This window comes from Herbaspirillum sp. SJZ099 (assembly GCF_007828355.1).
In the GTDB taxonomy this organism is placed as follows: Bacteria; Pseudomonadota; Gammaproteobacteria; order Burkholderiales; family Burkholderiaceae_D; genus Herbaspirillum.
Window position 1 is genome coordinate 1 of the sequence record NZ_VIUO01000002.1, and the last position, 21,113, is coordinate 21,113.

Below are 21,113 nucleotides of genomic sequence, written 5' to 3' on the forward strand. Positions count from 1 at the left end.
TGGGCTGCCTCTGCGAGCGTACTCCATACCCGCCTCCCCGCCGCTCGCGCTGCCAAGGCACGCCGTATTCGGTGGCAACCCCTGCATCTACCTCCTTACAGGTCCATACGCATCCCGTCATCACTCCTGGACTGCAGGCGCAGGATCATTCCTGCGCGTGATTCAACATCACTGCCCAGGTTCACCTTGATAAAACCGGCAAGGCCATCCGCCTTCGCTGCGGACAATAGAAAAACCGGCTGATGCCGGCTTCTCCTCTCCCCCGAAGAAATAAGACTTCGCAAGACCAGCAAGAAAACAGCAGCTTTCAGCTATCCACCGCTGATGCCCTGATATTTTTCTTCTCGTCCTTGAGCCAGCGCTTCAACACCTTAAGGTCGGAAAATTTCCCCAGACTGTCTTCCATGACATCGATGCTCGTTTTCACTTCTTCCATGTCGGCACGCAGCGAAGCAATAAGCGTATCCGGCGCCAGGTCCCGGGAAGCCGTCAGGCCGTAGCTGTGAACGAATTGTGCTTCAGTCTGCCGGATCTCTCCCTCAAGCGCCGCCAGCTGATCCCGTAACAGGCTGTTGTATTGCCTGAGCCGCTCATCGCCGATATCGTGCAGCGCATCCCGATCGATCTGCTGTAGCTCGATTTGCAGTTCCAGCAATCTCAGCAAGTCCTGCGCGGCATAGGCCTGGTTCAATGACTGCATGAGCGCGGTCTTGCGTATCCGCAATTGCGGATCGGGTTCGCGATCGGGATGCAAGGCGCTGGCCAGCTTGCGATAGATCTCCCGCAGCGGTTGGGCCAGTTCAGTCTGCAATTTTTCCTTGCGTAGTGGGGATTCAGTCGATTTCCCGGCCTTGGTGCGGCCGGCTTTCGACGCCTTTTCATCTTTCCTGCGCGCTCGCGTTTCTTCCTTGGCCGCCTCCCTGGCTTGCTGCTGTGCCAATTTGGCGCGCGCTCGCCGCATCAGTTCTTCCCGCGAACTCAAATCAACATCTTCGCCAAGCGACTCGCCGAACATCTGTTCAAGTTCGGCTTTCATGTCAGCCACTTCCAGCGCCATTTCCTGGTCATAGTCGGAGGAACCATGCCGGTTGTAGATCGCCTTGAGTTCCGCATCCAATGCCTCGCTGTCAAACTCCCGCAGCAGCCTGAGAACCAATGCCGATATCGTTTGCCGCTCCGAAGCGCTGAGTTCCTCATGGCTTTCATGCGCGTCCAGCTTCAATATCAGTTCACGCGCGAGACGGCTGGCCGTCAGGCGCAGCGGGACTAATTCCGCGGCATAGATCTTCTGGAACGATCCACCGGCCTGCTCCCAGGCGGCGAGCAGCTCCCGTTGCCGGCCGATCTGCCGGATCAAGGCATTGAATGCTTCCTGCTCCGTCGACAAGATGGAGCCGGAGCGTGACGCTGCGCTGAGCGCGAGAGCCTTGATAGGTGATGCAGCCATAAGGGATTAATAAAATAAACGGCGGGTTCCCAGTGTAGCAACCGCTGGCATCAGGAATGCGGAACTATCGGGAACACGACACTGGCATTGAGCCCAACGCAGGTCGCATGGCCGCCTTCGAAGCGGTTATGCAAATTAATGGTGGCGCCCATGGAATCGACGATCTCGCCGCAAATGGTCAGGCCCAGGCCGCCTGAGGAAGAACCGCTGGAAGAAAATGCCTTGAACACGGTATCCATCGCCTCGGGGGCGATGCCGCCGCCGCTGTCCCACACCAGCAGTTCGATGCGTTGATTCTCTTGCCGGATGCGTATGCCCAGCCTGCCGCCCGCAGGCGTATGGCGGATCGCGTTATGCAGCAGGTTGGAAATGAGTTCGCTGACCATCCACGGATGGCCCACGACAAATGCCTTGCCGCCCTCCAGCTCGAAATCGAGATCCTTCTCCGCGATCAGCGGCGACAGGTCGACCGCCGTCTCGCGCGCCAGCATGCCCAGGTCGCATATCTCCTGCACGCCGCGCCCGCGCAATTGCTCCACCTTGGCCAACGATAGCAACTGGTTGGCCAGGTTGGTCGCACGGTCCACCGTGCCGGACATCTCGGCCAGGATTTCCTGCGCCGGCGCATCGCCGCGCAAGCCGGACTGCAGCTGCGTCTTCAGCACCGCCAGCGGCGTGCGCAACTGGTGCGAGGCATTGGCGACAAAGCGTTGCTGGTGATCCAGCAGGCGGCGCAGGCGCGCCATCAGCTGGTTCAGCGCATTGATGAACGGCTGCAATTCGCGAGGCGACATGGGCGGCGCCACCGGCGACAAATCATCGGCGCTACGCTCATCGAGCTGGCGCCGCAGCGCGTCGACCGGTTGCAGCGCGCGCGACACCACATACAGCGTCACCGAGACGATCACCACCAGCAACGCCATCTGGCGCACCAGCGTCTCCCAGAAGATTTTGCGCGCCAGCGCGCTGCGGTTCTCCATGGTCTCGGCTACCTGCACCAGCGCCGTGCCGCGCGGGCCATTGGTCGCTACCGGCTGGAACAGCGCGGCCACGCGCACCGGCGCGCCGTTATAAGTATCTTCATAGATATGCGCCAGCGATGGGTAGATGGCGGACCTGTCAGCCTTGCCCGAATAGGCGGGCAAATCGTCATCGCCGTCGAAGAACTTGCCGTCGAGGTCGTTGATGCGATAGATCATGCGGCTGGAATAGTCGGCCTCGTAGATCTCCAGCGCGGCATAGGGCAGCGAGGCTTTCAGCTCGCCGTTCTCGATGCGCAGCAAGTCGCCGATCGAATGCACCGACGCGATCAGCATGCGATCGTAGGCCGTGTTGACCGACTCCAGCGTATTGCGATATAGCGAGAAGGAATCGATCACGATGAACAGCGCGATCGGCGAGATGATCCAGGCCAGCAGGTAAGTGCGTACCGAGCGGCGGCGCGACAGCAGGCGCATCTTCTCAGTCCCCGTTATCGGCCGGACGTACGCGCAGCAGGTAGCCCAGGCCGCGCAGCGTCATGATCTCGGTGCCGGTGGGCATGAGCTTCTTGCGCAGGCGATGCACCACCACCTCAATGGCCTCGATCTGGGTATTGTCTTCCATCGGGAACACCAGCCTGAATAGGCGCTCCTTGGTCACGGCATGCCCCGGCTTGGCGATCAGCGCCTTTAACAGCGTATGCTCGCGCGGCGTGAATTCCAGCGGATCGTCGTCGCAATAGGCGGCGCCCGAACCGCGCTCCAGTTTCAGCCGGCCGCAACGCAGGAAGCCGTCCTCGGCATTGTTCCGGCGGCGCAGCAAGGCGCGGATGCGGGCATCCAGCTCATCCAGGTCGAACGGCTTGGCCAGGTAGTCGTCGGCGCCGGCATTGAGTCCCACCACGCGGTCGCCCACTGCGCCGCGCGCGGTCAGCACGATCACCGGCGTATGGATGTCCTGCGAGCGGATGCGCTGCAGCAGGTGCAAGCCATCCAGGCCGGGGATATTGAGATCCAGCACCACCAGGTCGCCGATGCCATCCTTGATGTGCGACAGCGCGCTGATGCCGTCGGCGCAATGCGTGACCTGGAAGCCGCGCCGCTCCAGCGCCCTCAGCAAGGCGCGCGACATGTCGATGTCGTCCTCTACCAGCAGGATATGCATGATCTCCGGTATGGTTCTTGTTGGTCAGCCGCCTTTATACCGCCAAACCGCGCCCGGCGCGAGTCCCGCTGCGGGTGTGGTGGGCGTGGCGGGCATCCTGGGGCCGTTGCCGCGCCCGGCAAATGGACACAGGGCCGCCCTTGAAAGCAGATTGAAAGCCGGCGGAAAGGTCGCTGCAAGGAAAGTGCGGCTTTCATCGGCCGCAGGGTGGCAAAAGCCGCGGCCCTCGCCTACACTCCCGCACATCTTCCGGCATGCGCCCGACATGGCGCATGAAATCCGGCAATGACCATAACCATCTTCAGGAGACAGCATGACCCAGCGTCTGATCAAGACCCTGTTCGCCCTGGCCCTCGCCGTTCCGGCGATCGCCTTCGCGCAGGACAACTGCCCCAACCGCGGCGACCTCGACCAGCAATACTGCGACGCCAACAACGACCTGACGGCCGATACCCCGACCGATCCCAAGAAGCTGAAGACGCCCAACACCCTGGTGTTCACCTTCACCCCGGTGGAAGACCCGGCCGTCTACGACAAGATCTTCAAGCCCTTCACCGACTACCTGTCGCAATGCACCGCCAAGAAGGTCGTGTTCTTCCAGGTGCAGTCCAACGCCGCTGAAATCGAAGCGATGCGCTCGGGCCGCCTGCACGTCGGCGGCTTCTCGCCGGGCCCCACCAACTTCGCCGTCAACATCGCCGGCGCCGTGCCGTTCGCCGTGATCGGCGACGCCAAGGGCTACCAGGGCTATACGCTCAACGTGATCGTGCGCAAGGACAGCACGATCCAGAAGATGACCGACCTCAAGGGCAAGAAAGTCGCGCACACCGCGCCCTCGTCGAACTCCGGCCACATGGCGCCGATGGCCCTGTTCCCCAAGCTGGGCGTGACCCCGGACAAGGACTACAAGGTCATCTTCTCCGGCAAGCATGACCAGTCGATCCTGGGCGTGAACTCGGGCGACTACGACGCCGCCGCGATCGCCTCCGACGTGTTCGACCGCATGGTGGAGCGCGGCGTGATCAAGGCCGAGAACTTCCGCGTGATCTGGCACAGCGAGAAATTCCCGACCCAGGATTTCGCCTACGCGCACGACCTGGAGCCGGTCTTCCGCGACAAGATGCTCAAGTGCTTCTACGATTACCGCTTCACCGATGAGTTGAAGAAGGCCTTCGCCGGCGCCGACCGCTTCTACCCGATCAACTACAAGAAGGACTTCGAAATGGTGCGCTTCGTCGCCCACGCCGCCGGCGAATCCTTCAACCGCGCCGCTTACGACAAGCAGAACTCCGGCAAGAAGTAAGCCGCGTCATCCGCCCACGGCCATGCACGCGCATAGCGGCGTGGGCTGCGCAACAACCGCAACATACCGATTCACGCAACACCGGCCCGGGAGCGATCCCGGGCCGCGGCCGCCTGCGTCCTGCAGCTGCGCCGCGACCACCGAGAGAAAGCTCCGCCCATGTCACACGCCATCGAAATCCAGGGCCTGGTCAAGGAATACAAGCCCGGCCATCCCATCCTCAAAGGCATCGACCTGAAGATCGGCGACGCCGGCCTGGTTGCCATCATCGGCCCCTCCGGCACCGGCAAGTCGACCCTGATCCGCTGCATCAACCGCCTGGTCGACCCCAGCCGCGGCGCCATCTGGTTCGACAGCGAAGGCAAGCGTGTGAACCTGGCCGAACTGCGCAGCCGCGCCCTGCGCGAGGCGCGCCGCCACATCGGCATGGTGTTCCAGGAATACAACCTGGTGGAGCGCCTGTCGGTGATGGAAAACCTGCTCTGCGGCCGCCTCGGTTACGTCAACGCCTGGACCGCATGGCGCCGCAACTTTGCCAAGGAAGACATCGCCCATGCCTTCGAGCTGCTCGATACCGTGGGCCTGGGCAACTTTGCCAACCAGCGCGCCGACGCGCTGTCCGGCGGCCAGCGCCAGCGCGTGGGCATCGCGCGCGCGCTGATGCAGCGCCCGCGCCTGCTGCTGGCCGATGAGCCGACCTCCTCGCTGGATCCCAAGACCTCCTTCGAGATCATTTCGCTGCTGAAGGAACAGGGCCGCGCGCAGAAGATCCCGGTGATCGTCAACATCCACGACGTCGAACTGGCCAAGCGCTACGCCGACCGCATCATCGGCATGTCCGGCGGGCACGTGGTCTACGACGGCAATGCCGAGAACCTGTCCGACGATTTCCTCAAGCAGATCTACGGCGGCGAGGATTGGCTGGCATGAGCACCGTCCTCCATTCCAACAACGGCCGCGTCAGCCTGGCCTTCCGTCCGCAGCTCGCCACCCGCATCGCCGTCTGGCTGATCCTGCTGTACGCGGTCTACGCCGCCACCCAACTGGGCTTCTCGTGGGAGCGTTTTTCCGCGGGGCTGGGCAATGGCGCCAAGTTCCTCGGCCGCATGTTCCCGCCTGACGTCAGCAAGGGCGACATCCTGTGGGACGGCATCAAGGAAACCCTGCAGATCGCTGTGCTGGCCTCGCTGTTCGGCATCCTGTTGTCGCTGCCGATTGGCCTGATGGGCGCGCGCAACCTGATGCCGGCCTGGATCTCCTGGCCCGCGCGCGCCTTCGTCTCGGTGTGCCGTTCGCTGCATCCGGTGATCGTCGCCATCCTGTTCGTCAAGGCGGTGGGTTTCGGCGCGCTGGCCGGCGTGCTGGCGCTGATCGTGGCCTCGATCGGCTTCATCGGCAAGCTGTTCGCCGAAGCCATCGAAGAGATCTCGATCAAGCAAGTCGAAGCCATCCGCGCCACCGGCGCCTCGTTCATGAACGTGATCCTGTTCGGCGTGCTGCCGCAGGTGCTGTCGCGCTTCGTCGGTTTTTCCACCTACCAGCTCGACTCCAACCTGCGCAATTCGACCATGGTCGGCATCGTCGGCGCCGGCGGCGTGGGCGGCGTGCTGTTCTCCGCCTTCCAGCGCTTCGACTACGATTTCGTGTTCACCATCCTGGTCACCATCATCACCATCATCGTCGTCGGCGAACTGCTGGCGAACTCGGTCAAGAAGGTCTTCCATGTCTGATACCGCACTCCGCAACCCGCAGGCCGCCATCAGTCCGGCCGAGCGCGAATGGCAGCGCCATACGCCGTTGCAGCGCGTGCTGCGCTTCGCCGTCTGGCTGGTCATCGCGGCCGCCGTGGTGCAGTCGCTGCGCTACATCGAGATCATCCCCGAGTTCCTGTACGACGCGCCAGAACAGATGAGCGACATGCTGGGCCGCATGTGGCCCATCGACTGGGATTACTTCGGCACCGATGTGAAGGCCGGCTTGATCGAGACCTTGCACATCGCCACGCTGGGTACGCTGCTGTCGATCGTGCTGGCGATCCCGTTCGGCCTGTTGGTCGCTTCCAACCTGACGCCCCACCGCGGCCTCAACCTGTTCGCGCGCATCGTGCTGGTGGCCAGCCGCTCGGTCAATTCGCTGGTGTGGGCGCTGCTGTTCCTGGCGATCTTCGGTCCCGGCCCGCTGGCCGGCACCCTGGCCATTGCCTTCCGCTCGATCGGCTTCGTCGGCAAGATGGCCGGCGAAACCATCGAGCAGATGCCGCGCGGCCCGATCGAAGCGCTGCAGGCCTCGGGCGCCGGCAAGTTCTCCGAGATCTGGTACGGCTACTGGCCGCAGCTGAAACCGGCCTTCATGTCCATCGTGCTGTTGCGCTGGGACATCAACGTGCGTGAATCGGCAGTGCTGGGCATCGTCGGCGCCGGCGGCGTGGGCATGGTGCTCGATACCGCGCTGAACCTGTTCCAGTGGCCGCGCGTGGCAACCGTGCTGGTCTCGATCTTCGCCATCGTCATCGTTACCGAAGTGGCGGTAACGCAGATCCGCAAGCGCGTCCTGTAAAAGGCGATACGGCATGCAAGCACACAGCAAACAATCGGTATCCTTCCCCCTGGAGTGCGACGTCCTGGTCGTCGGCGGCGGCATCAACGGCGCCGGCATCGCGCGCGACGCGGCCGGCCGCGGCCTGTCGGTGGCGCTGTGCGAACAGCACGACCTGGCGGCGCATACCTCGTCGTCGTCGTCCAAGCTGATCCACGGCGGCCTGCGTTATCTTGAGCACTACGAGTTCGGCCTGGTGCGCAAGGCGCTGATCGAGCGCGAGGTGCTGTTGCGCAGCGCTCCGCACATCATGTGGCCGCTGCGTTTCGTCATGCCGCACGATCGCGGCCAGCGCCCGGCCTGGCTGATCCGCCTGGGCATGTTCCTGTACGACCACTTGGCGCGGCGCGAACTGCTGCCGGGCTCGCGCGGGCTGGACCTGCGCCGCCACGCCTCGGGCGCCCCGCTCAAGCCCGAGTTCACGCGCGGCTTCGTGTATTCGGACGGCTGGGTCGACGATGCCCGGCTGGTCGTGCTCAACGCCATGGACGCCGCCGAGAACGGCGCGCGCATTTTCACCCGCACCCGCTGCGAATCCATCGTCCGCCAGGGCGAGCAGTGGCAGGCCAGCCTGCGCCAGGAGGCGGACGGCCGCCTGCTGCAGCTGCGCGCGCGCTGCGTGGTCAATGCCAGCGGCCCGTGGGTGGCGCAATTCCTGGGCGAGTCCGCCCATGTGCGTTCCAGCAAGTCGGTGCGGCTGGTCAAGGGCAGCCACATCGTGGTCAGGCGCCTGTTCGAGCACGACCACGCCTACATCTTCCAGAACCCGGACGGTCGCATCGTGTTCGCCATTCCCTATGAGCGCGACTTCACGCTGATCGGCACCACCGACGTCGAGTACCGGGGCGCCACTGAAAACGTCGCCATCTCGGCCGATGAAATCGCCTATCTCTGCACGCTGTCCAACCGCTACTTCAGCAAGCCCATCGCGCCTGCCGACGTGGTGTGGTCATATGCCGGCGTGCGCCCGCTGCTGGAAGACGCGGCGGCCGACGCTTCGGCCGTCACGCGCGACTACCAGCTCGACCTGAACCGGGAAGGCGCGCCGCTCCTGTCGGTGTTCGGCGGCAAGATCACCACCTTCCGCAAGCTGGCCGAAGAGGCGGTCGACATGATCGCGCCGCTGCTGGGCAACAACCGCGCGGCATGGACCGCCGGCGCCTGCCTGCCGGGCGGCGACCTGTTCGGCGCGCTGCCGGAAAATCGTTCGGTGCGCGAGTTCGACGGCTTCGTGCAAGGCTTGCAGGCGCAATACGCCTGGTTGCCGCCGCAACTGCTGCGCCGCTATGCGCGCGCCTACGGCAGTCGCACGCATACACTGCTCAAGGGCCGCGGCAAGCTCGAAGAGATGGGGGAGGAAATCCTCGCCGGGCTGTACGCCGCCGAGGTGGACTATCTGGTGCGCCACGAGTGGGCCACCTGCGCCGCCGACATCCTGTGGCGGCGCTCCAAGCTCGGCCTGCATCTGCCCAAGGGCAGCGAGACCGTGCTGGATGGCTGGCTGGCCGCGCCAGGCGGCCGCCGTTCAGAACAAGACGCGGATCAGGACGCGCTTCAGGCCGCCAGCAGGTAAGCGCCCACGGCGGCGATGCCCACGCCGCCGATGCGCACTACGCGGTCGGCCATCTGGCGGCCGGCCACCACCCCCACCACCAGGCCGGCCGCATGCAACAGCGCGGTGGCCAGGATGAAGCCGATGCCGTACATCGCAGCCGACGAGCCGTGCGGCAGTTCAGTGCCGTGCGCATAGCCGTGGAACAGCGCGAACAGCGACACCACCAGGGTGCTGCCCCACAGCGGCATGCGCACCGCGAACGCGATCAGCAAGCCCAGTACCGCCACCGAAGCGGCGATGCCGGTTTCCACCGCCGGCACGCTCAGGCCGGCGATCGCCAGCAGCGCGCCCGCCACCATCATCAGCGGAAAGGCCAGCGGCAACACCCACAGTGCGCGCTGCTTGTTCTGCGCGGCCCACAGGCCAACCGCCAGCATGGCCAGCAGGTGGTCGATGCCCGAGAACGGATGTTCGAAGCCGCTCATGAAGCTGGCCGAGGCGTGCATCACCGAATCCGGATGGCCGGGGTGCGCCGCCGCCGAACCGGCTGCCAGCGCGGTCACGGCCAGCATGCCCAGGCGGGCGCGGTGTTTGGTCGAGAGTGCAAACATGTTTTCTCCTTGTGCGTAGCTGAAATCAAATCGTCTGAAATTGTTGGATGGGGCGGCGCAGCGCGGCGTGGCGCCTCAGTTCTTCGGCTTGTTGTCCAGCAGGCCTTGCTTGCGGATGTAGTCGATCACCTTTTCCACACCGTCGCCGCTGCGCAGGTTGGTGAAGACGAAGGGGCGCTCGCCGCGCATGCGCTTGGCATCGGCCGCCATGATATCCAGATTGGCGCCGACATAAGGCGCCAGGTCGGTCTTGTTGATGATCAGCAGATCCGAACGGGTGATGCCGGGGCCGCCCTTGCGCGGAATCTTCTCGCCGCCGGCCACGTCGATCACGTAGATGGTCAGGTCCGACAGTTCCGGGCTGAAGGTGGCGGCCAGGTTGTCGCCGCCGGACTCCACCAGGATCAGGTCGAGGTCGGGGAAGTCGGCGCTCATGCGCGCGATCGCCTCCAGGTTGATCGAGGCGTCCTCGCGGATGGCCGTGTGCGGGCAGCCGCCGGTCTCCACGCCCATCAGGCGCTCGGCCGGCAGCGCATCGGCGCGCAGCAGGATTTCCATGTCTTCCTTGGTGTAGATGTCATTGGTGATGACGGCCATGTCGTAGCGGTCGCGCATGCGCTTGCACAGCATTTCGCACAGCGCCGTCTTGCCGGAGCCGACCGGGCCGCCGATGCCCACGCGCAGCGGATTGGAAGTGGGATTGCTCATATGTTCGGTCTCTTGGTGGTGTTGAATATTCGGGTTGGCATCCTGGGCGATATCAGGTCGATATCAAGATCGGTAGATGCGGCTGTACTGCACCTCGTGCTGCATCGACAGCAGCGACAGGCCGGGCGACCAGTTCGACAGTTCGTCGTCTGGCAGCGCCTGTGCCGTGGCCGCCGCCCGTTCCAGTTCGGGCCGCAGCGCCAGCAGCATGCGCTGGCCGGCGACCTGGCCCAGCGGCACGGTCTTCACGCAGGCCAGCACCTGGTTCTCGGCCCAGGAAAACAGCATGCCCAGCACCGCTTCGGCCGGCGGCACCTCCAGCGCCACGGCGGCGAACGCCAGCGCGGTGGGCAGCGGTATCTCGGGTTGCGCCTGCAGGATCGCCAGCAGCTCGGCGTCGCCCAGCTTGAGGTCGGCGCCCAGCTTGCCCAGCGAATAGCCCATCTGGATCGTCTCGGCGCGGAATTCCGAGGTGTCGCGCGCGGCCGTGAAGCGCTCGCTCCACAGTGCGACCGCCGCGGCGTCGCGCGTCTGGAAAGCCTGCATCAGGCGTAGGAAGACCGGCGCCTCGAAGCGCGCCACTACCTCATGCAAGGCCTGCGCGATCCAGGCCTTGGCGCCGGCCTCGTTGCTCACGCTGCCGTTCTCGATGGCCGCTTCCAGTCCTTGCGAATAACTGTATGCGCCAATCGGCAGCGATGGGCTCGACAGCTGCAGCAAGTGGAGCAGGGCGGTGGCTTGCATGGCGTTCAGGATGGCTGCGGATCGTTGGGGCGATGGATCTTCTGGCGCAGCGGGATCGGCGCCAGCGGGTTGTGGTGGTCATCGCCATGATGGTGATGGCCGCCGCCATAGGCGCCCGCTTCCGGCTCGAACGCGGCCTGCTCTTCGGACACGCGCGCGCCCAGGCCTTCCAGCATTTCCTTGAGCACCGGATCCTTGCGGATGCGCAGGAAACCGGCGCCGCCCTCGTGGCCGATGTGCGCCTGCGTATGGCGGTTACCGAGGTGGAAGGCGCAGCGCAGCAGCAGGTGCGCATCGGCCGCGTCGACGCGGTAGGTTGGCTCCAGCGCGGCGGTGATCTTCACCACGCGGCCGTCGTCGCCGCGCAGCAGGTCGCCGTCGCGCAGCACCGTGCCGCGCAGCGTGAACACTGCCGCATCCTCGCCGGAAACCAGGGTGGCGCGCAGGCGGCTCTTCTCGCGCTGGTCATACGGCAGCACCAGTTCGCCATCGATCCGGTCGGCCTGTTCGATCTTGGTATTGAGTGTCAGCATAGGTATCAAAACAGGAAATAACGTTGCGCCAGCGGCAGCGACCTGGCCGGTTCGCACACCAGCAATTCGCCGTCGGCGCGCACTTCATAGGTTTCGGAATCGACTTCCATCTTCGGCGTGGCGCCGTTGTGGATCATGTCGTTCTTGCGCAGGTTGCGCATGTTCTTCACCGCCACCAGCGGTTTGTTCAGCTTCAACTGCTCGCCGATGCCGGCGTTGAAGGCCGCCTGCGAGACGAAGGTCATCGAGGTCTTCAGGCCGCCGCCGTAGGCGCCGAACATCATGCGGTAGTGTACCGGCTGCGGGGTCGGGATGGAGGCGTTGGGGTCGCCCATCTGGGCCGCCGCGATCATGCCGCTTTTCAGGATCATCGACGGCTTGGCGCCGAAGAAGGCCGGCTTCCACAGCACGATGTCGGCGATCTTGCCGATCTCCAGCGAACCCACCACATGCGAGACGCCGTGCGTGATGGCCGGGTTGATGGTGTACTTGGCGATGTAGCGCTTGATGCGGAAGTTGTCGTTGCGCGACGGGTCTTCCTTCAGGGAACCGCGCTGCACCTTCATCTTGTGCGCGGTCTGCCAGGTGCGCATGATCACTTCGCCCACGCGGCCCATGGCCTGCGAGTCGGACGACATCATCGAGATCGCGCCGATGTCGTGCAGGATATCTTCGGCCGCGATCGTCTCGCGCCGGATGCGCGATTCGGCGAAGGCGATGTCTTCGGCAATCGCCGGGTCGAGGTGGTGGCACACCATCAGCATGTCGAGGTGCTCGTCCAGCGTGTTGACGGTGAACGGCCGGGTCGGGTTGGTGGAGGAGGGCAGCACATTGCCCTGGCCTACCGCCGCGATGATGTCGGGCGCGTGGCCGCCGCCCGCGCCTTCGGTGTGGAAGGTGTGGATGGTGCGGTCCTTGAAGGCGGCCAGCGTGTGTTCCAGGAAGCCGCCTTCGTTCAGCGTATCGGTGTGGATCGCCACCTGGATATCCATGCGGTCGGCCACCGTCAGGCAGTTGTCGATGGCGGCCGGGGTCGAACCCCAGTCCTCGTGCAGCTTGAGGCCGATGGCGCCGGCGCGGACCTGTTCCTCCAGCGGCAGCGGCAGGCTGACGTTGCCCTTGCCGAGGAAGCCCAGGTTCATCGGGAAGGCATCGGCCGCCGCCAGCATCGAATGGATGTGCCACGGGCCGGGCGTGCAGGTGGTGGCCGCGGTGCCCACCGCAGGCCCCGTGCCGCCGCCGATCATGGTGGTCACGCCGCTCATCAGCGCTTCCTCGATCTGCTGCGGGCAGATGAAATGGATGTGGCTGTCGATGCCGCCGGCGGTGACGATCATGCCTTCGCCGGCGATGATCTCGGTGGCGCCGCCGATGGCCATGGTCACGCCCGGCTGGATGTCCGGATTGCCGGCCTTGCCGATGCCGGCGATCTTGCCCGACTTGATGCCGATGTCGGCCTTGACGATGCCCCAATGGTCGACGATGAGCGCATTGGTGATGACGGTATCCATCACGTCGGCGTGTGCGCGCTGCGACTGGCCCATGCCGTCGCGGATCACCTTGCCGCCGCCGAACTTCACTTCCTCGCCGTAGATCGTGTAATCCTTTTCCACTTCCAGGAACAGCTCGGTATCGGCCAGGCGCACGCGGTCGCCGGTGGTGGGGCCGAACATCTCGGCATAGGCCGAACGGGAGATCTTGCTCATCGTCTTACCCTTTCCGTTGCTTGAGGCCGCCCATCACCAGCGCGTTGAAACCATAGACGCGGCGCTCGCCCGCCAGCGCCACCAGCTCGACCGTGCGCTGCTGGCCCGGCTCGAAACGCACCGCGGTGCCGGCGGCGATGTTGAGGCGCATGCCGTAGGCCGCGTCGCGCTCGAACAGCAGCGCCGGGTTGGTCTCATAGAAGTGGAAATGCGAACCGACCTGGATCGGCCGATCGCCGCTGTTGGCCACGGTGATGGTGGCGGTGGCGCGGCCGACATTGAGTTCGATGTCGCCGGACTCGACCAGCATTTCGCCTGGGATCATGGCGTGCTCCTGTGTCAGAAATTCAAGGGATCGGATGGTGGACGGTCACCAGCTTGCTGCCGTCCGGGAAGGTGGCTTCCACCTGGATATCGGGGATCATTTCCGGCACCCCTTCCATGACATCGGCGCGCGTGAGGATGGTGGCGCCTTCGGCCATCAGCTCGGCCACGGTCTTGCCGTCGCGCGCGCCTTCCATGATGGCGGCGGTGATCAGCGCCACCGATTCCGGATAGTTCAGCTTCAGCCCGCGCGCGCGGCGGCGTTCGGCCAGCAGCGCCGCGGTGAAGATCAGCAGCTTGTCTTTTTCCCTTGGTGTCAGTTCCATGTTGGCTCCCGGCCGGCTTGCGGCCTTCAGGTTCTACGAATGTTCTAGGGTTGGATGCTTCTTGTGTATTCAGGTATTCCAGATGCGCGGTATGGCCGCATCGCGCCGCATGAGCGGCGGGCGCAGCACATGCCACGCCGCGTGCAGCCATTGCCGCGCCACCTGGCTGGATTGCCCCATGTAACGCGCCACCAGCACCTGCTTCATCAGCGTGGCGCCGCTGCGGCCTTCCAGCGCCAGCGCGCCGATGGTCTCGCGCAAGGCGCCCAGCAGGGCATTGTCCATGCCGTCGCCCACCGCGACCAGGGTGGCGCACACGGTCTGGCCATCCAGCGCCAACGGGCCGTGCATGGCGCCGGCTTCGGCTTGCAGCTTGCCCTGTTCGAACCATACCAGCTTGCCGCCGCGGCGGATGGCGGTGCGCTGGCCGACGCTGCCGCTGTTGAAGCGCTCGCCGGAGGCGGTGCGGCCGAAGCACAGGATCTCGGCGCCGATATAGGCGGCATCCGCGGCCAGTTCGACCTCGTGCTCCATGCGCACGTCGGCGGCATCGAAGAAGATGGTTTCCTGCGGCAGCCATTCCAGCGTCGCACCGGCGCCGGCCCGCAGCGATACCGCCTGGCGCGAGACGCCGCCATTGGCGCGGTACCACTTGCCGGCGCCCGGCGTGGTCAGCAGCGCATGGGCGCCGTCGCCAAGCTCGGCCGCGATCGCCAGCTGGTCGCCGCCGACGATGCCGCCGGGCGGATGCACGATGATGGCGTGGCACACCGCGGGCGTTTCGGGGTACAGCGGTTTTTGCACGCGCAGCGGGCCGAAGTGCTGGCGCCGCGTCAGGCGCGTGGTGCCGGCGTCATCGGTGAAGCCCAGCAGCAGGCGGGCGTGGTCCGGCGCGTGTTTTTGCTCAGCATGCGCAGCGCTCCCTCCTGTCGTGGCGACGGGAAGGGGCGGGGACGTGCTGGCGGCGTCGGCTTGGCCGGGAATGCGTTTCATACAAAGACAACAATGAGGGGCGACAATGCTGGAGTTCGGAACAGGCGGCAAGGCCGTGCGCCGGGAAGTTGAACGCTCCCTGCGCGCACGGCATGAAGATGCGTTGTTATAGCAGACCTGCCGTAAAAACGCATGCCTTGCCGAAGCGGCATGCGCAGCGGCGGGGCCGCCGGCGTTACACCGCCAGGTGTTTCTTGACGTTCTCGTCATCCATCTGGTCTTGCGTGCCGGCCGCCACCACTTCGCCGCGCGACATCACGGCAAAGGTGTCGGCCAGCTCGCGCGCGAAATCGAAATATTGTTCGCACAGCAAAATGCCGATATCGCCGCGCTGGCGCAACAGGCTGATGACGCGGCCGATATCCTTGATGATCGAAGGCTGGATGCCTTCGGTCGGTTCATCCAGGATGATCAGCTTGGGCTCGGCCAGCAAGGCGCGGGCGATCGCCAGTTGCTGCTGCTGGCCGCCGGAGAGGTCGCCGCCGCGCCGGTGCAGCATTTCCTTCAGCACCGGGAACAGCTCGTAGACCTCGCCCTTGATCATCGAGGCCTTGCGGCCGGACTTGGTGGCCATGCCCATGAGCATGTTCTCTTCCACCGTCAGGCGCGCGAAGATCTCGCGGCCCTGCGGCACGTAGGCGATGCCGAGCTTGGCGCGCTGGTGCGGCTTGAGTTTGGTGATGTCGTGGCTGTCGAACGTGACGTTGCCCCTGGCCACCGGCAGCACGCCCATCAGGCATTTGAGCAGCGTGGTCTTGCCCACGCCGTTGCGCCCCAGCAGCGACAGGCACTTGCCCTTTTCGACGTTGAGCGACACCCCGCGCAGCGTGTGCGCGGCGCCGTAGTACTGGTTCAGTTGGTTGACTTGCAGCATAGTGTTAACGCCCCAGATAGACTTCGATCACGCGTTCGTTGGACTGCACCTGCTGCATGTTGCCTTCGGCCAGCACCGAACCCTCGTGCAGCACCGTGACCTTGCCGCCCTGCGCGATCTCCTCGACGAAACCCATGTCGTGCTCCACCACCATGATCGAATGCTTGCCGCGCAGCTCGTTCAACAGTTCGGCGGTGCGCACGGTCTCGGCGTCGGACATGCCGGCCACCGGTTCGTCCAGCAGCAGCAATTGCGGTTCCTGCATCAGCAGCATGCCGATTTCCAGCCATTGCTTCTGGCCGTGCGAGAGCAGGCCGGCCAGGCGGTTTTCCTGGCCGTTCAAGCGGATCAGTTTGAGGATCTCCTCGATCTTGCCGATCTGTTCCGACGACAGGCGCGCGAACAGCGTGGTCTTGACGCGCTTGTCCATCTTCATCGCCAGCTCCAGGTTTTCGAACACCGTGTGCTGCTCGAACACGGTAGGACGCTGGAACTTGCGGCCGATGCCGGCGTGCGCGATCTCGTACTCGGTCATCCGCGTCAGGTCGATGCTCTGGCCGAAGAAGGCGGTGCCGGCGGTCGGCCGCGTCTTGCCGGTGATCACGTCCATCATGGTGGTCTTGCCGGCGCCGTTGGGACCGATGATGCAGCGCAGTTCGCCCACCGAGATGTCGAGGTTGAGGTTGTTGATGGCGCGGAAGCCGTCGAACACGACCGAAATGTTTTCCAGGTAGAGGATGGCGCCGTGGATGGTGTCCACGCCTTCGGGTTTGATGCGTTCGTAGGACGTGCCGTGGTCGGCGTGCGGCGTGTCGACATTGCCGCCCAGGCCGCCGATGCCAGCCGGGGCGCTGGGCGCCTTGCCCGGTTCGATTGCGCTCATGCTGCCTCCTTGGTCGCGGCCTCGCCTTCGCCGGCTGGCGAGGGCGGCGCGTCGCGCTTTTTCAGTTTCTGGATCAGGCCGACGATGCCCTGCGGCAGGAACAGCGTGACCAGGATGAAGATCAGGCCCAGCGCATACAGCCACAGGTCGGGGAAAGCCGCGGTGAACCAGCTCTTGAGGCCATTGACGGTGAACGCGCCGATGATCGGGCCCAGGAGCGTGCCGCGTCCGCCCACCGCGGCCCAGATCACCATCTCGATCGAGTTGGCCGGCGACATTTCCGAGGGGTTGATGATGCCCACCTGCGGCACGTAGAGGGCGCCGGCGATGCCGCAGATCACGGCCGACAGTGTCCACACGAACAGCTTGAACCACAGCGGGTTGTAGCCGATGAACATCAGGCGCGACTCGGAGTCGCGCACGCCCTGCAGCACCCGGCCCAGCTTGGAAGTGACGATCAGGCGGCACAGGAACAGCGCGCCGAACAGCAGCGCCAGCGTCACCAGGTAGATGGCTGCCTTGGTGCCCGGCGCGGTGATGGTGAAGCCGAGGATGCGCTTGAAGTCGGTGAAGCCGTTGTTGCCGCCGAAGCCGGTGTCGTTGCGGAAGAACAGCAGCATGAAGGCGAAGGTCATCGCTTGCGTGATGATCGAGAAGTACACGCCCTTGATGCGCGAACGGAAGGCGAAATAGCCGAACACGAACGCCAGCAGGCCAGGCACCAGCACCACCAGCAGCATGGCGAACCAGAAGTGCTCGGTCATCCACCAGTACCACGGATAGGCCTTCCAGTTGAGGAACACCATGAAGTCCGGCAGGTCGCTCTGGTACACGCCGTCGCGGCCGATGGCGCGCATCAGGTACATGCCGTGCGCATAGCCGCCCAGCGCGAAGAACACGCCATGGCCCAGCGACAGGATGCCGGTATAGCCCCACACCAGGTCCAGCGCCAGCGCCGCCATGGCATAGCACATGAACTTGCCGACCAGGGCGATGGTGTAGCCCGACACATGCAGCGCGCTGCCCTCGGGGAAGGCCAGGTTGCACAGCGGCAGCAGCGCCAGGATCACGGTGCAGACCACGATGCCGGTCCAGGCGGGCCTGGAAAATAAAGAGGGTCGCATGATCATGGCGTTCATTCCACGCTCCTTCCCTTGAGTGCGAAGAGTCCCTGCGGACGCTTCTGGATGAAGACGATGATGAATACCAGGATGGCGATCTTGGCCAATACCGCGCCGGCCACCGGTTCCAGGAACTTGTTGACTTCACCGAGGCCGAATGCCGCGATCACGGTGCCGGCCAGCTGGCCGACGCCGCCCAGCACCACCACCATGAAGGAGTCGACGATATAGCCCTGGCCGAGGTCGGGGCCGACGTTGCCCAGCTGCGACAGCGCCACGCCGCCCAGGCCGGCGATGCCGCAGCCCAGGCCGAAGGTCATCATGTCGATCTTGCCGGTGGATACGCCCACGCAGTCGGCCATGCGGCGGTTCTGCGTGACCGCGCGCACGAACAGGCCCAGGCGCGTCTTGTTGAGGATCAGCCACACCGCGAATACCACGAACAGCGCGAAGAACACGATCACGATGCGGTTGTAGGACAGCACCAGCGACCCCAGCACGGTGACGCCGCCCGACATCCAGCTCGGGTTGGCGACCTCGACGTTCTGCGCGCCGAAGATGGAGCGCACGCCCTGCATCAGCATCAGGCTGATGCCCCAGGTGCACAGCAGGGTTTCCAGCGGACGGCCATAGAGCCAGCGGATCACCAGGCGCTCCAGCGCGATGCCGACCGCGCCGGCGACGATGAATGCCGCCGGCAATGCCACCACGAGATAAGCGTCGATGGCGCCGGGGAAGTATTTGCGGAACACCAGCTGGCACACATAGGTGGTGTAGGCGCCGATCATCAGCAGCTCGCCGTGCGCCATGTTGATGATGCCCATCAGGCCGAAGGTGATGGCCAGGCCCAGCGCCGCCAGCAGCAGCACGCTGCCCAGGGAGATGCCGTAGAACAGCTTGCCGGCGAAATCGACGATCGACAGGTGGCGCTCCAGCGCCGCCAGCGTGCGCACGGCTTCGATCCGCACGCCTTCGTCGGGTTCGAGGTAGCTGCCGTCGGGATTTTTGGCCAGCATCTGTTGCAGCGCGGGTTTGAGCGATGCGTTGGTGGTGTCGCCCAGGGTTTTCACCGCGGCGCGCCGGGTGGCGGGATCGGGCGCATGCAGGTTGGCGGTGGCCTGCACTTGCTGCAGCACGTCCTTGATCTGCGGATCGGTTTCCTTGGCCAGCGCCTTTTCGATCAGCGGCAGCTGCGCCGGATCGGCATTCTTGAGCAGGTCGGCAGCGGCCGCCAGGCGAATGTTGCGCTCCTGGGACAGCAATTTCAGTCCCGACATCGCGCCTTCGACCGCGCCGCGCAGGCGGTTGTTGACGGTGATGCCTTCGGCATCGTCCGGCGCCGGGCCGGTCTGGCCGGTGGCCGGGTTGAAGGCGTTGCCGGCATCGTCGACGATCAGCACCTCGCCGGCCGGCGTGGCGTACAGCGCGTCGCTGTTCAGGGCATTGAGGATCTTCGCCGCGTCGTCATTGGCGAGTGCGGCAATCTTGTTGACCGCCTCGATGCGGGCATCGGGATCGTCTCCTCCCAAGGGTTTCAACAGATCCGGTGCGATGGCGGCGCCGGCGGCCAGCGCGTGTGCGCAGAGCCACATCGCGAGCATCGCGCGTAAGAGCTTGAAGGCTGTTTTCATTTTTGGTTCTGGTCCCGGCGCTGCCGGACGTAGGGCGATATGCCGGACGGCGGGCGGCAGGCACAGCGGGAAGCGGCTGTTTTGTCGTGGTGGGTGTGACCGCTGGACTGGCGGCGCGCCTTCGATACGCCGCGCTGCGGCTACTCAGTCCGAACGGGCGGCGGGTATAACAGGTCCCGTTCGGACTGGGTAGCGGCGTAGCCGCGTATCGCAGGCGCACCCCAGCGCCATGACTGCAATTACATCTTCTGCTTGCCTTCGTTGCCCGGGATATACGGGCTCCACGGTTGCGCCCGGATCGTGCCCTTGGTCTTGTTGACCACGTTGAACTGGCCATCGGCCTTGATCTCGCCGATCATCACCGGCTTGTGCAGGTGGTGGTTGGTCTTGTCCATTTCCAGCGTGTAGCCGGACGGCGCCTTGAAGGTCTGGCCGCCCATGGCCGCGATCACCTTGTCGGTGTCGGTCGACTTGGCCTTTTCCACCGCCTGCTTCCACATGTAGATGCCGACGTAGGTCGCTTCCATCGGGTCGTTGGTCACCACGGTGTCGGCGTTGGGCAGGCCCTTGGCCTTGGCATAGGCTTTCCACTTCTTGATGAAGGCGGCATTGACCGGGTTCTTCACCGATTCGAAGTAGTTCCAGGCCGCCAGGTGGCCCACCAGCGGTTTGGTGTCGACGCCGCGCAGTTCCTCTTCACCCACCGAGAACGCCACCACCGGCACATCGGTCGCCTTCAGGCCGGCGTTGCCCAGTTCCTTGTAGAACGGCACGTTGGAGTCGCCGTTGATGGTCGAGATCACCGCGGTCTTGCCGCCGGCCGCGAACTTCTTGATGTTGGCGACGATGGTCTGGTAATCGGAGTGGCCGAACGGGGTGTAGACCTCGTCGATGTCGGAATCCTTCACGCCCTTGCTGTGCAGGAAGGCGCGCAGGATCTTGTTGGTGGTGCGCGGGTAGACATAGTCGGTGCCCAGCAGCACGAAGCGCTTGGCACCGCCGCCTTCTTTCGACATCAGGTATTCGGTGGCCGGGATCGCCTGCTGGTTCGGCGCCGCGCCGGTGTAGAACACGTTCTTCTCCAACTCTTCGCCTTCATACTGCACCGGGTAGAACAGCAGGCTGTTCAATTCCTTGAACACCGGCAGCACCGACTTGCGCGACACCGAGGTCCAGCAGCCGAACACCACCGAAACCTTGTCCTGCGAAATCAGCTGGCGCGCCTTTTCGGCGAACAGCGGCCAGTTGGACGCCGGGTCGACCACCACCGGTTCCAGCTTCTTGCCCATCACGCCGCCGGCGGCGTTGATTTCATCGATGGTCATCAGCGCCACGTCCTTCAACGAGGTTTCCGAGATCGCCATGGTGCCGGAGAGGGAATGCAGGATGCCGACCTTGATGGTGTCCGCAGCGAAGGCGGACGGAAGCCAGGACGATGCGGCCAGTGCGAATGCGCCAAGTGCAGTTGCTTTCAGTACGGTACGACGTGACATGGTTGCTCCCTCAGAGAATAGAGTTGGAAGAGTTTTTCTGACTGCCTTGTCGCTTTAGCAGAATGCGTGCCAATGATGGGGCGCGGGTGGCCGCATGCATCAAAGCGGGGCGGGGGAGGGC

21 protein-coding genes are annotated in these 21,113 nt (G+C 64.7%); 5 read left to right on the forward strand and 16 right to left on the reverse strand.

Annotated elements, in window-relative coordinates; translation table 11 throughout:
- Positions 1-307: 307 nt before the first annotated feature.
- The 3 genes from FB597_RS05030 to FB597_RS05040 are packed head-to-tail and all read right to left on the reverse strand — an operon-like array spanning position 308 to position 3,592.
- A complete protein-coding gene (locus tag FB597_RS05030) occupies positions 308-1,447 on the reverse strand; it encodes a J domain-containing protein (RefSeq protein ID WP_144768413.1) in 1,140 nt (379 codons plus the stop codon).
- 50 nt (positions 1,448-1,497) lie between these two features.
- Positions 1,498-2,904, reverse strand: a complete 1,407-nt coding sequence (locus FB597_RS05035) for a sensor histidine kinase (protein ID WP_144768415.1) — start codon at positions 2,902-2,904, stop codon at positions 1,498-1,500.
- A gap of 4 nt (positions 2,905-2,908) precedes the next feature.
- Positions 2,909-3,592 (reverse strand): response regulator transcription factor, encoded by a 684-nt coding sequence (locus tag FB597_RS05040; RefSeq protein WP_141914170.1) that lies wholly within the window; start codon positions 3,590-3,592, stop codon positions 2,909-2,911.
- Positions 3,593-3,905: 313 nt separating this feature from the next.
- Here FB597_RS05040 and phnD point away from each other — a divergent pair, with 313 nt between their 5' ends.
- From phnD to glpD, 5 genes are all read left to right on the forward strand, one after another.
- On the forward strand, positions 3,906-4,895 hold the full coding sequence (gene phnD / locus FB597_RS05045) for a phosphate/phosphite/phosphonate ABC transporter substrate-binding protein (RefSeq protein ID WP_144768417.1): 990 nt from the start codon (positions 3,906-3,908) through the stop codon (positions 4,893-4,895).
- Positions 4,896-5,054: 159 nt separating this feature from the next.
- Complete coding sequence (gene phnC / locus FB597_RS05050) at positions 5,055-5,825, forward strand: phosphonate ABC transporter ATP-binding protein (RefSeq protein ID WP_144768419.1); 771 nt, start codon at positions 5,055-5,057, stop codon at positions 5,823-5,825.
- Positions 5,822-6,625 carry a phosphonate ABC transporter, permease protein PhnE gene (gene phnE, locus FB597_RS05055; RefSeq protein WP_141914167.1) on the forward strand — a complete coding sequence of 268 codons (804 nt, stop codon included), beginning with the start codon at positions 5,822-5,824 and terminating at the stop codon, positions 6,623-6,625. Before phnC ends, phnE (FB597_RS05055) begins: the two co-directional genes overlap by 4 nt.
- The gene (phnE, locus tag FB597_RS05060) at positions 6,618-7,451 is read left to right on the forward strand and encodes a phosphonate ABC transporter, permease protein PhnE (RefSeq protein ID WP_144768421.1); all 834 of its coding nucleotides are present in this window, start codon (positions 6,618-6,620) and stop codon (positions 7,449-7,451) included. Before phnE (FB597_RS05055) ends, phnE (FB597_RS05060) begins: the two co-directional genes overlap by 8 nt.
- A 13-nt stretch (positions 7,452-7,464) precedes the next feature.
- On the forward strand, positions 7,465-9,063 hold the full coding sequence (gene glpD / locus FB597_RS05065; protein WP_144768423.1) for a glycerol-3-phosphate dehydrogenase: 1,599 nt from the start codon (positions 7,465-7,467) through the stop codon (positions 9,061-9,063).
- On the opposite strand, the gene FB597_RS05070 is transcribed toward glpD, so the two are convergent.
- From FB597_RS05070 to urtA, 13 genes are all read right to left on the reverse strand, one after another.
- A complete protein-coding gene (locus FB597_RS05070) occupies positions 9,045-9,656 on the reverse strand; it encodes a HupE/UreJ family protein (RefSeq protein ID WP_144768425.1) in 612 nt (203 codons plus the stop codon). The two genes, glpD and FB597_RS05070, sit on opposite strands and share 19 nt — an antisense overlap.
- A 75-nt stretch (positions 9,657-9,731) precedes the next feature.
- On the reverse strand, positions 9,732-10,364 hold the full coding sequence (gene ureG, locus FB597_RS05075; protein WP_141914163.1) for an urease accessory protein UreG: 633 nt from the start codon (positions 10,362-10,364) through the stop codon (positions 9,732-9,734).
- 63 nt (positions 10,365-10,427) lie between these two features.
- Positions 10,428-11,108, reverse strand: a complete 681-nt coding sequence (locus tag FB597_RS05080; protein ID WP_144768427.1) for an urease accessory protein UreF — start codon at positions 11,106-11,108, stop codon at positions 10,428-10,430.
- A 5-nt stretch (positions 11,109-11,113) separates the two neighbouring features.
- Positions 11,114-11,641 (reverse strand): urease accessory protein UreE, encoded by a 528-nt coding sequence (gene ureE / locus FB597_RS05085; RefSeq protein WP_141914161.1) that lies wholly within the window; start codon positions 11,639-11,641, stop codon positions 11,114-11,116.
- A gap of 5 nt (positions 11,642-11,646) precedes the next feature.
- Positions 11,647-13,347, reverse strand: a complete 1,701-nt coding sequence (ureC, locus tag FB597_RS05090) for an urease subunit alpha (RefSeq protein ID WP_144768429.1) — start codon at positions 13,345-13,347, stop codon at positions 11,647-11,649.
- 4 nt (positions 13,348-13,351) lie between these two features.
- Positions 13,352-13,672: an urease subunit beta gene (locus FB597_RS05095; RefSeq protein WP_144768430.1), complete on the reverse strand. Its 321-nt coding sequence runs from the start codon at positions 13,670-13,672 to the stop codon at positions 13,352-13,354.
- A gap of 22 nt (positions 13,673-13,694) precedes the next feature.
- Positions 13,695-13,997: an urease subunit gamma gene (locus tag FB597_RS05100; RefSeq protein WP_141914158.1), complete on the reverse strand. Its 303-nt coding sequence runs from the start codon at positions 13,995-13,997 to the stop codon at positions 13,695-13,697.
- A 69-nt stretch (positions 13,998-14,066) separates the two neighbouring features.
- The gene (locus tag FB597_RS05105) at positions 14,067-14,990 is read right to left on the reverse strand and encodes an urease accessory protein UreD (protein ID WP_144768432.1); all 924 of its coding nucleotides are present in this window, start codon (positions 14,988-14,990) and stop codon (positions 14,067-14,069) included.
- Positions 14,991-15,165: 175 nt separating this feature from the next.
- Entirely contained in the window at positions 15,166-15,864 is a 699-nt protein-coding gene (gene urtE / locus FB597_RS05110) for an urea ABC transporter ATP-binding subunit UrtE (RefSeq protein WP_144768434.1), read from the reverse strand.
- Between the two features lie 4 nt (positions 15,865-15,868).
- Positions 15,869-16,747 carry an urea ABC transporter ATP-binding protein UrtD gene (gene urtD / locus FB597_RS05115; protein ID WP_144768436.1) on the reverse strand — a complete coding sequence of 293 codons (879 nt, stop codon included), beginning with the start codon at positions 16,745-16,747 and terminating at the stop codon, positions 15,869-15,871.
- Entirely contained in the window at positions 16,744-17,886 is a 1,143-nt protein-coding gene (urtC, locus tag FB597_RS05120; RefSeq protein WP_144768438.1) for an urea ABC transporter permease subunit UrtC, read from the reverse strand. The genes urtD and urtC overlap by 4 nt, the downstream gene beginning before the upstream one ends.
- Positions 17,883-19,499, reverse strand: a complete 1,617-nt coding sequence (gene urtB / locus FB597_RS05125; protein ID WP_144768440.1) for an urea ABC transporter permease subunit UrtB — start codon at positions 19,497-19,499, stop codon at positions 17,883-17,885. Before urtB ends, urtC begins: the two co-directional genes overlap by 4 nt.
- 239 nt (positions 19,500-19,738) lie before the next feature.
- Positions 19,739-20,992 carry an urea ABC transporter substrate-binding protein gene (gene urtA / locus FB597_RS05130; protein WP_141914152.1) on the reverse strand — a complete coding sequence of 418 codons (1,254 nt, stop codon included), beginning with the start codon at positions 20,990-20,992 and terminating at the stop codon, positions 19,739-19,741.
- Positions 20,993-21,113: the final 121 nt, after the last annotated feature.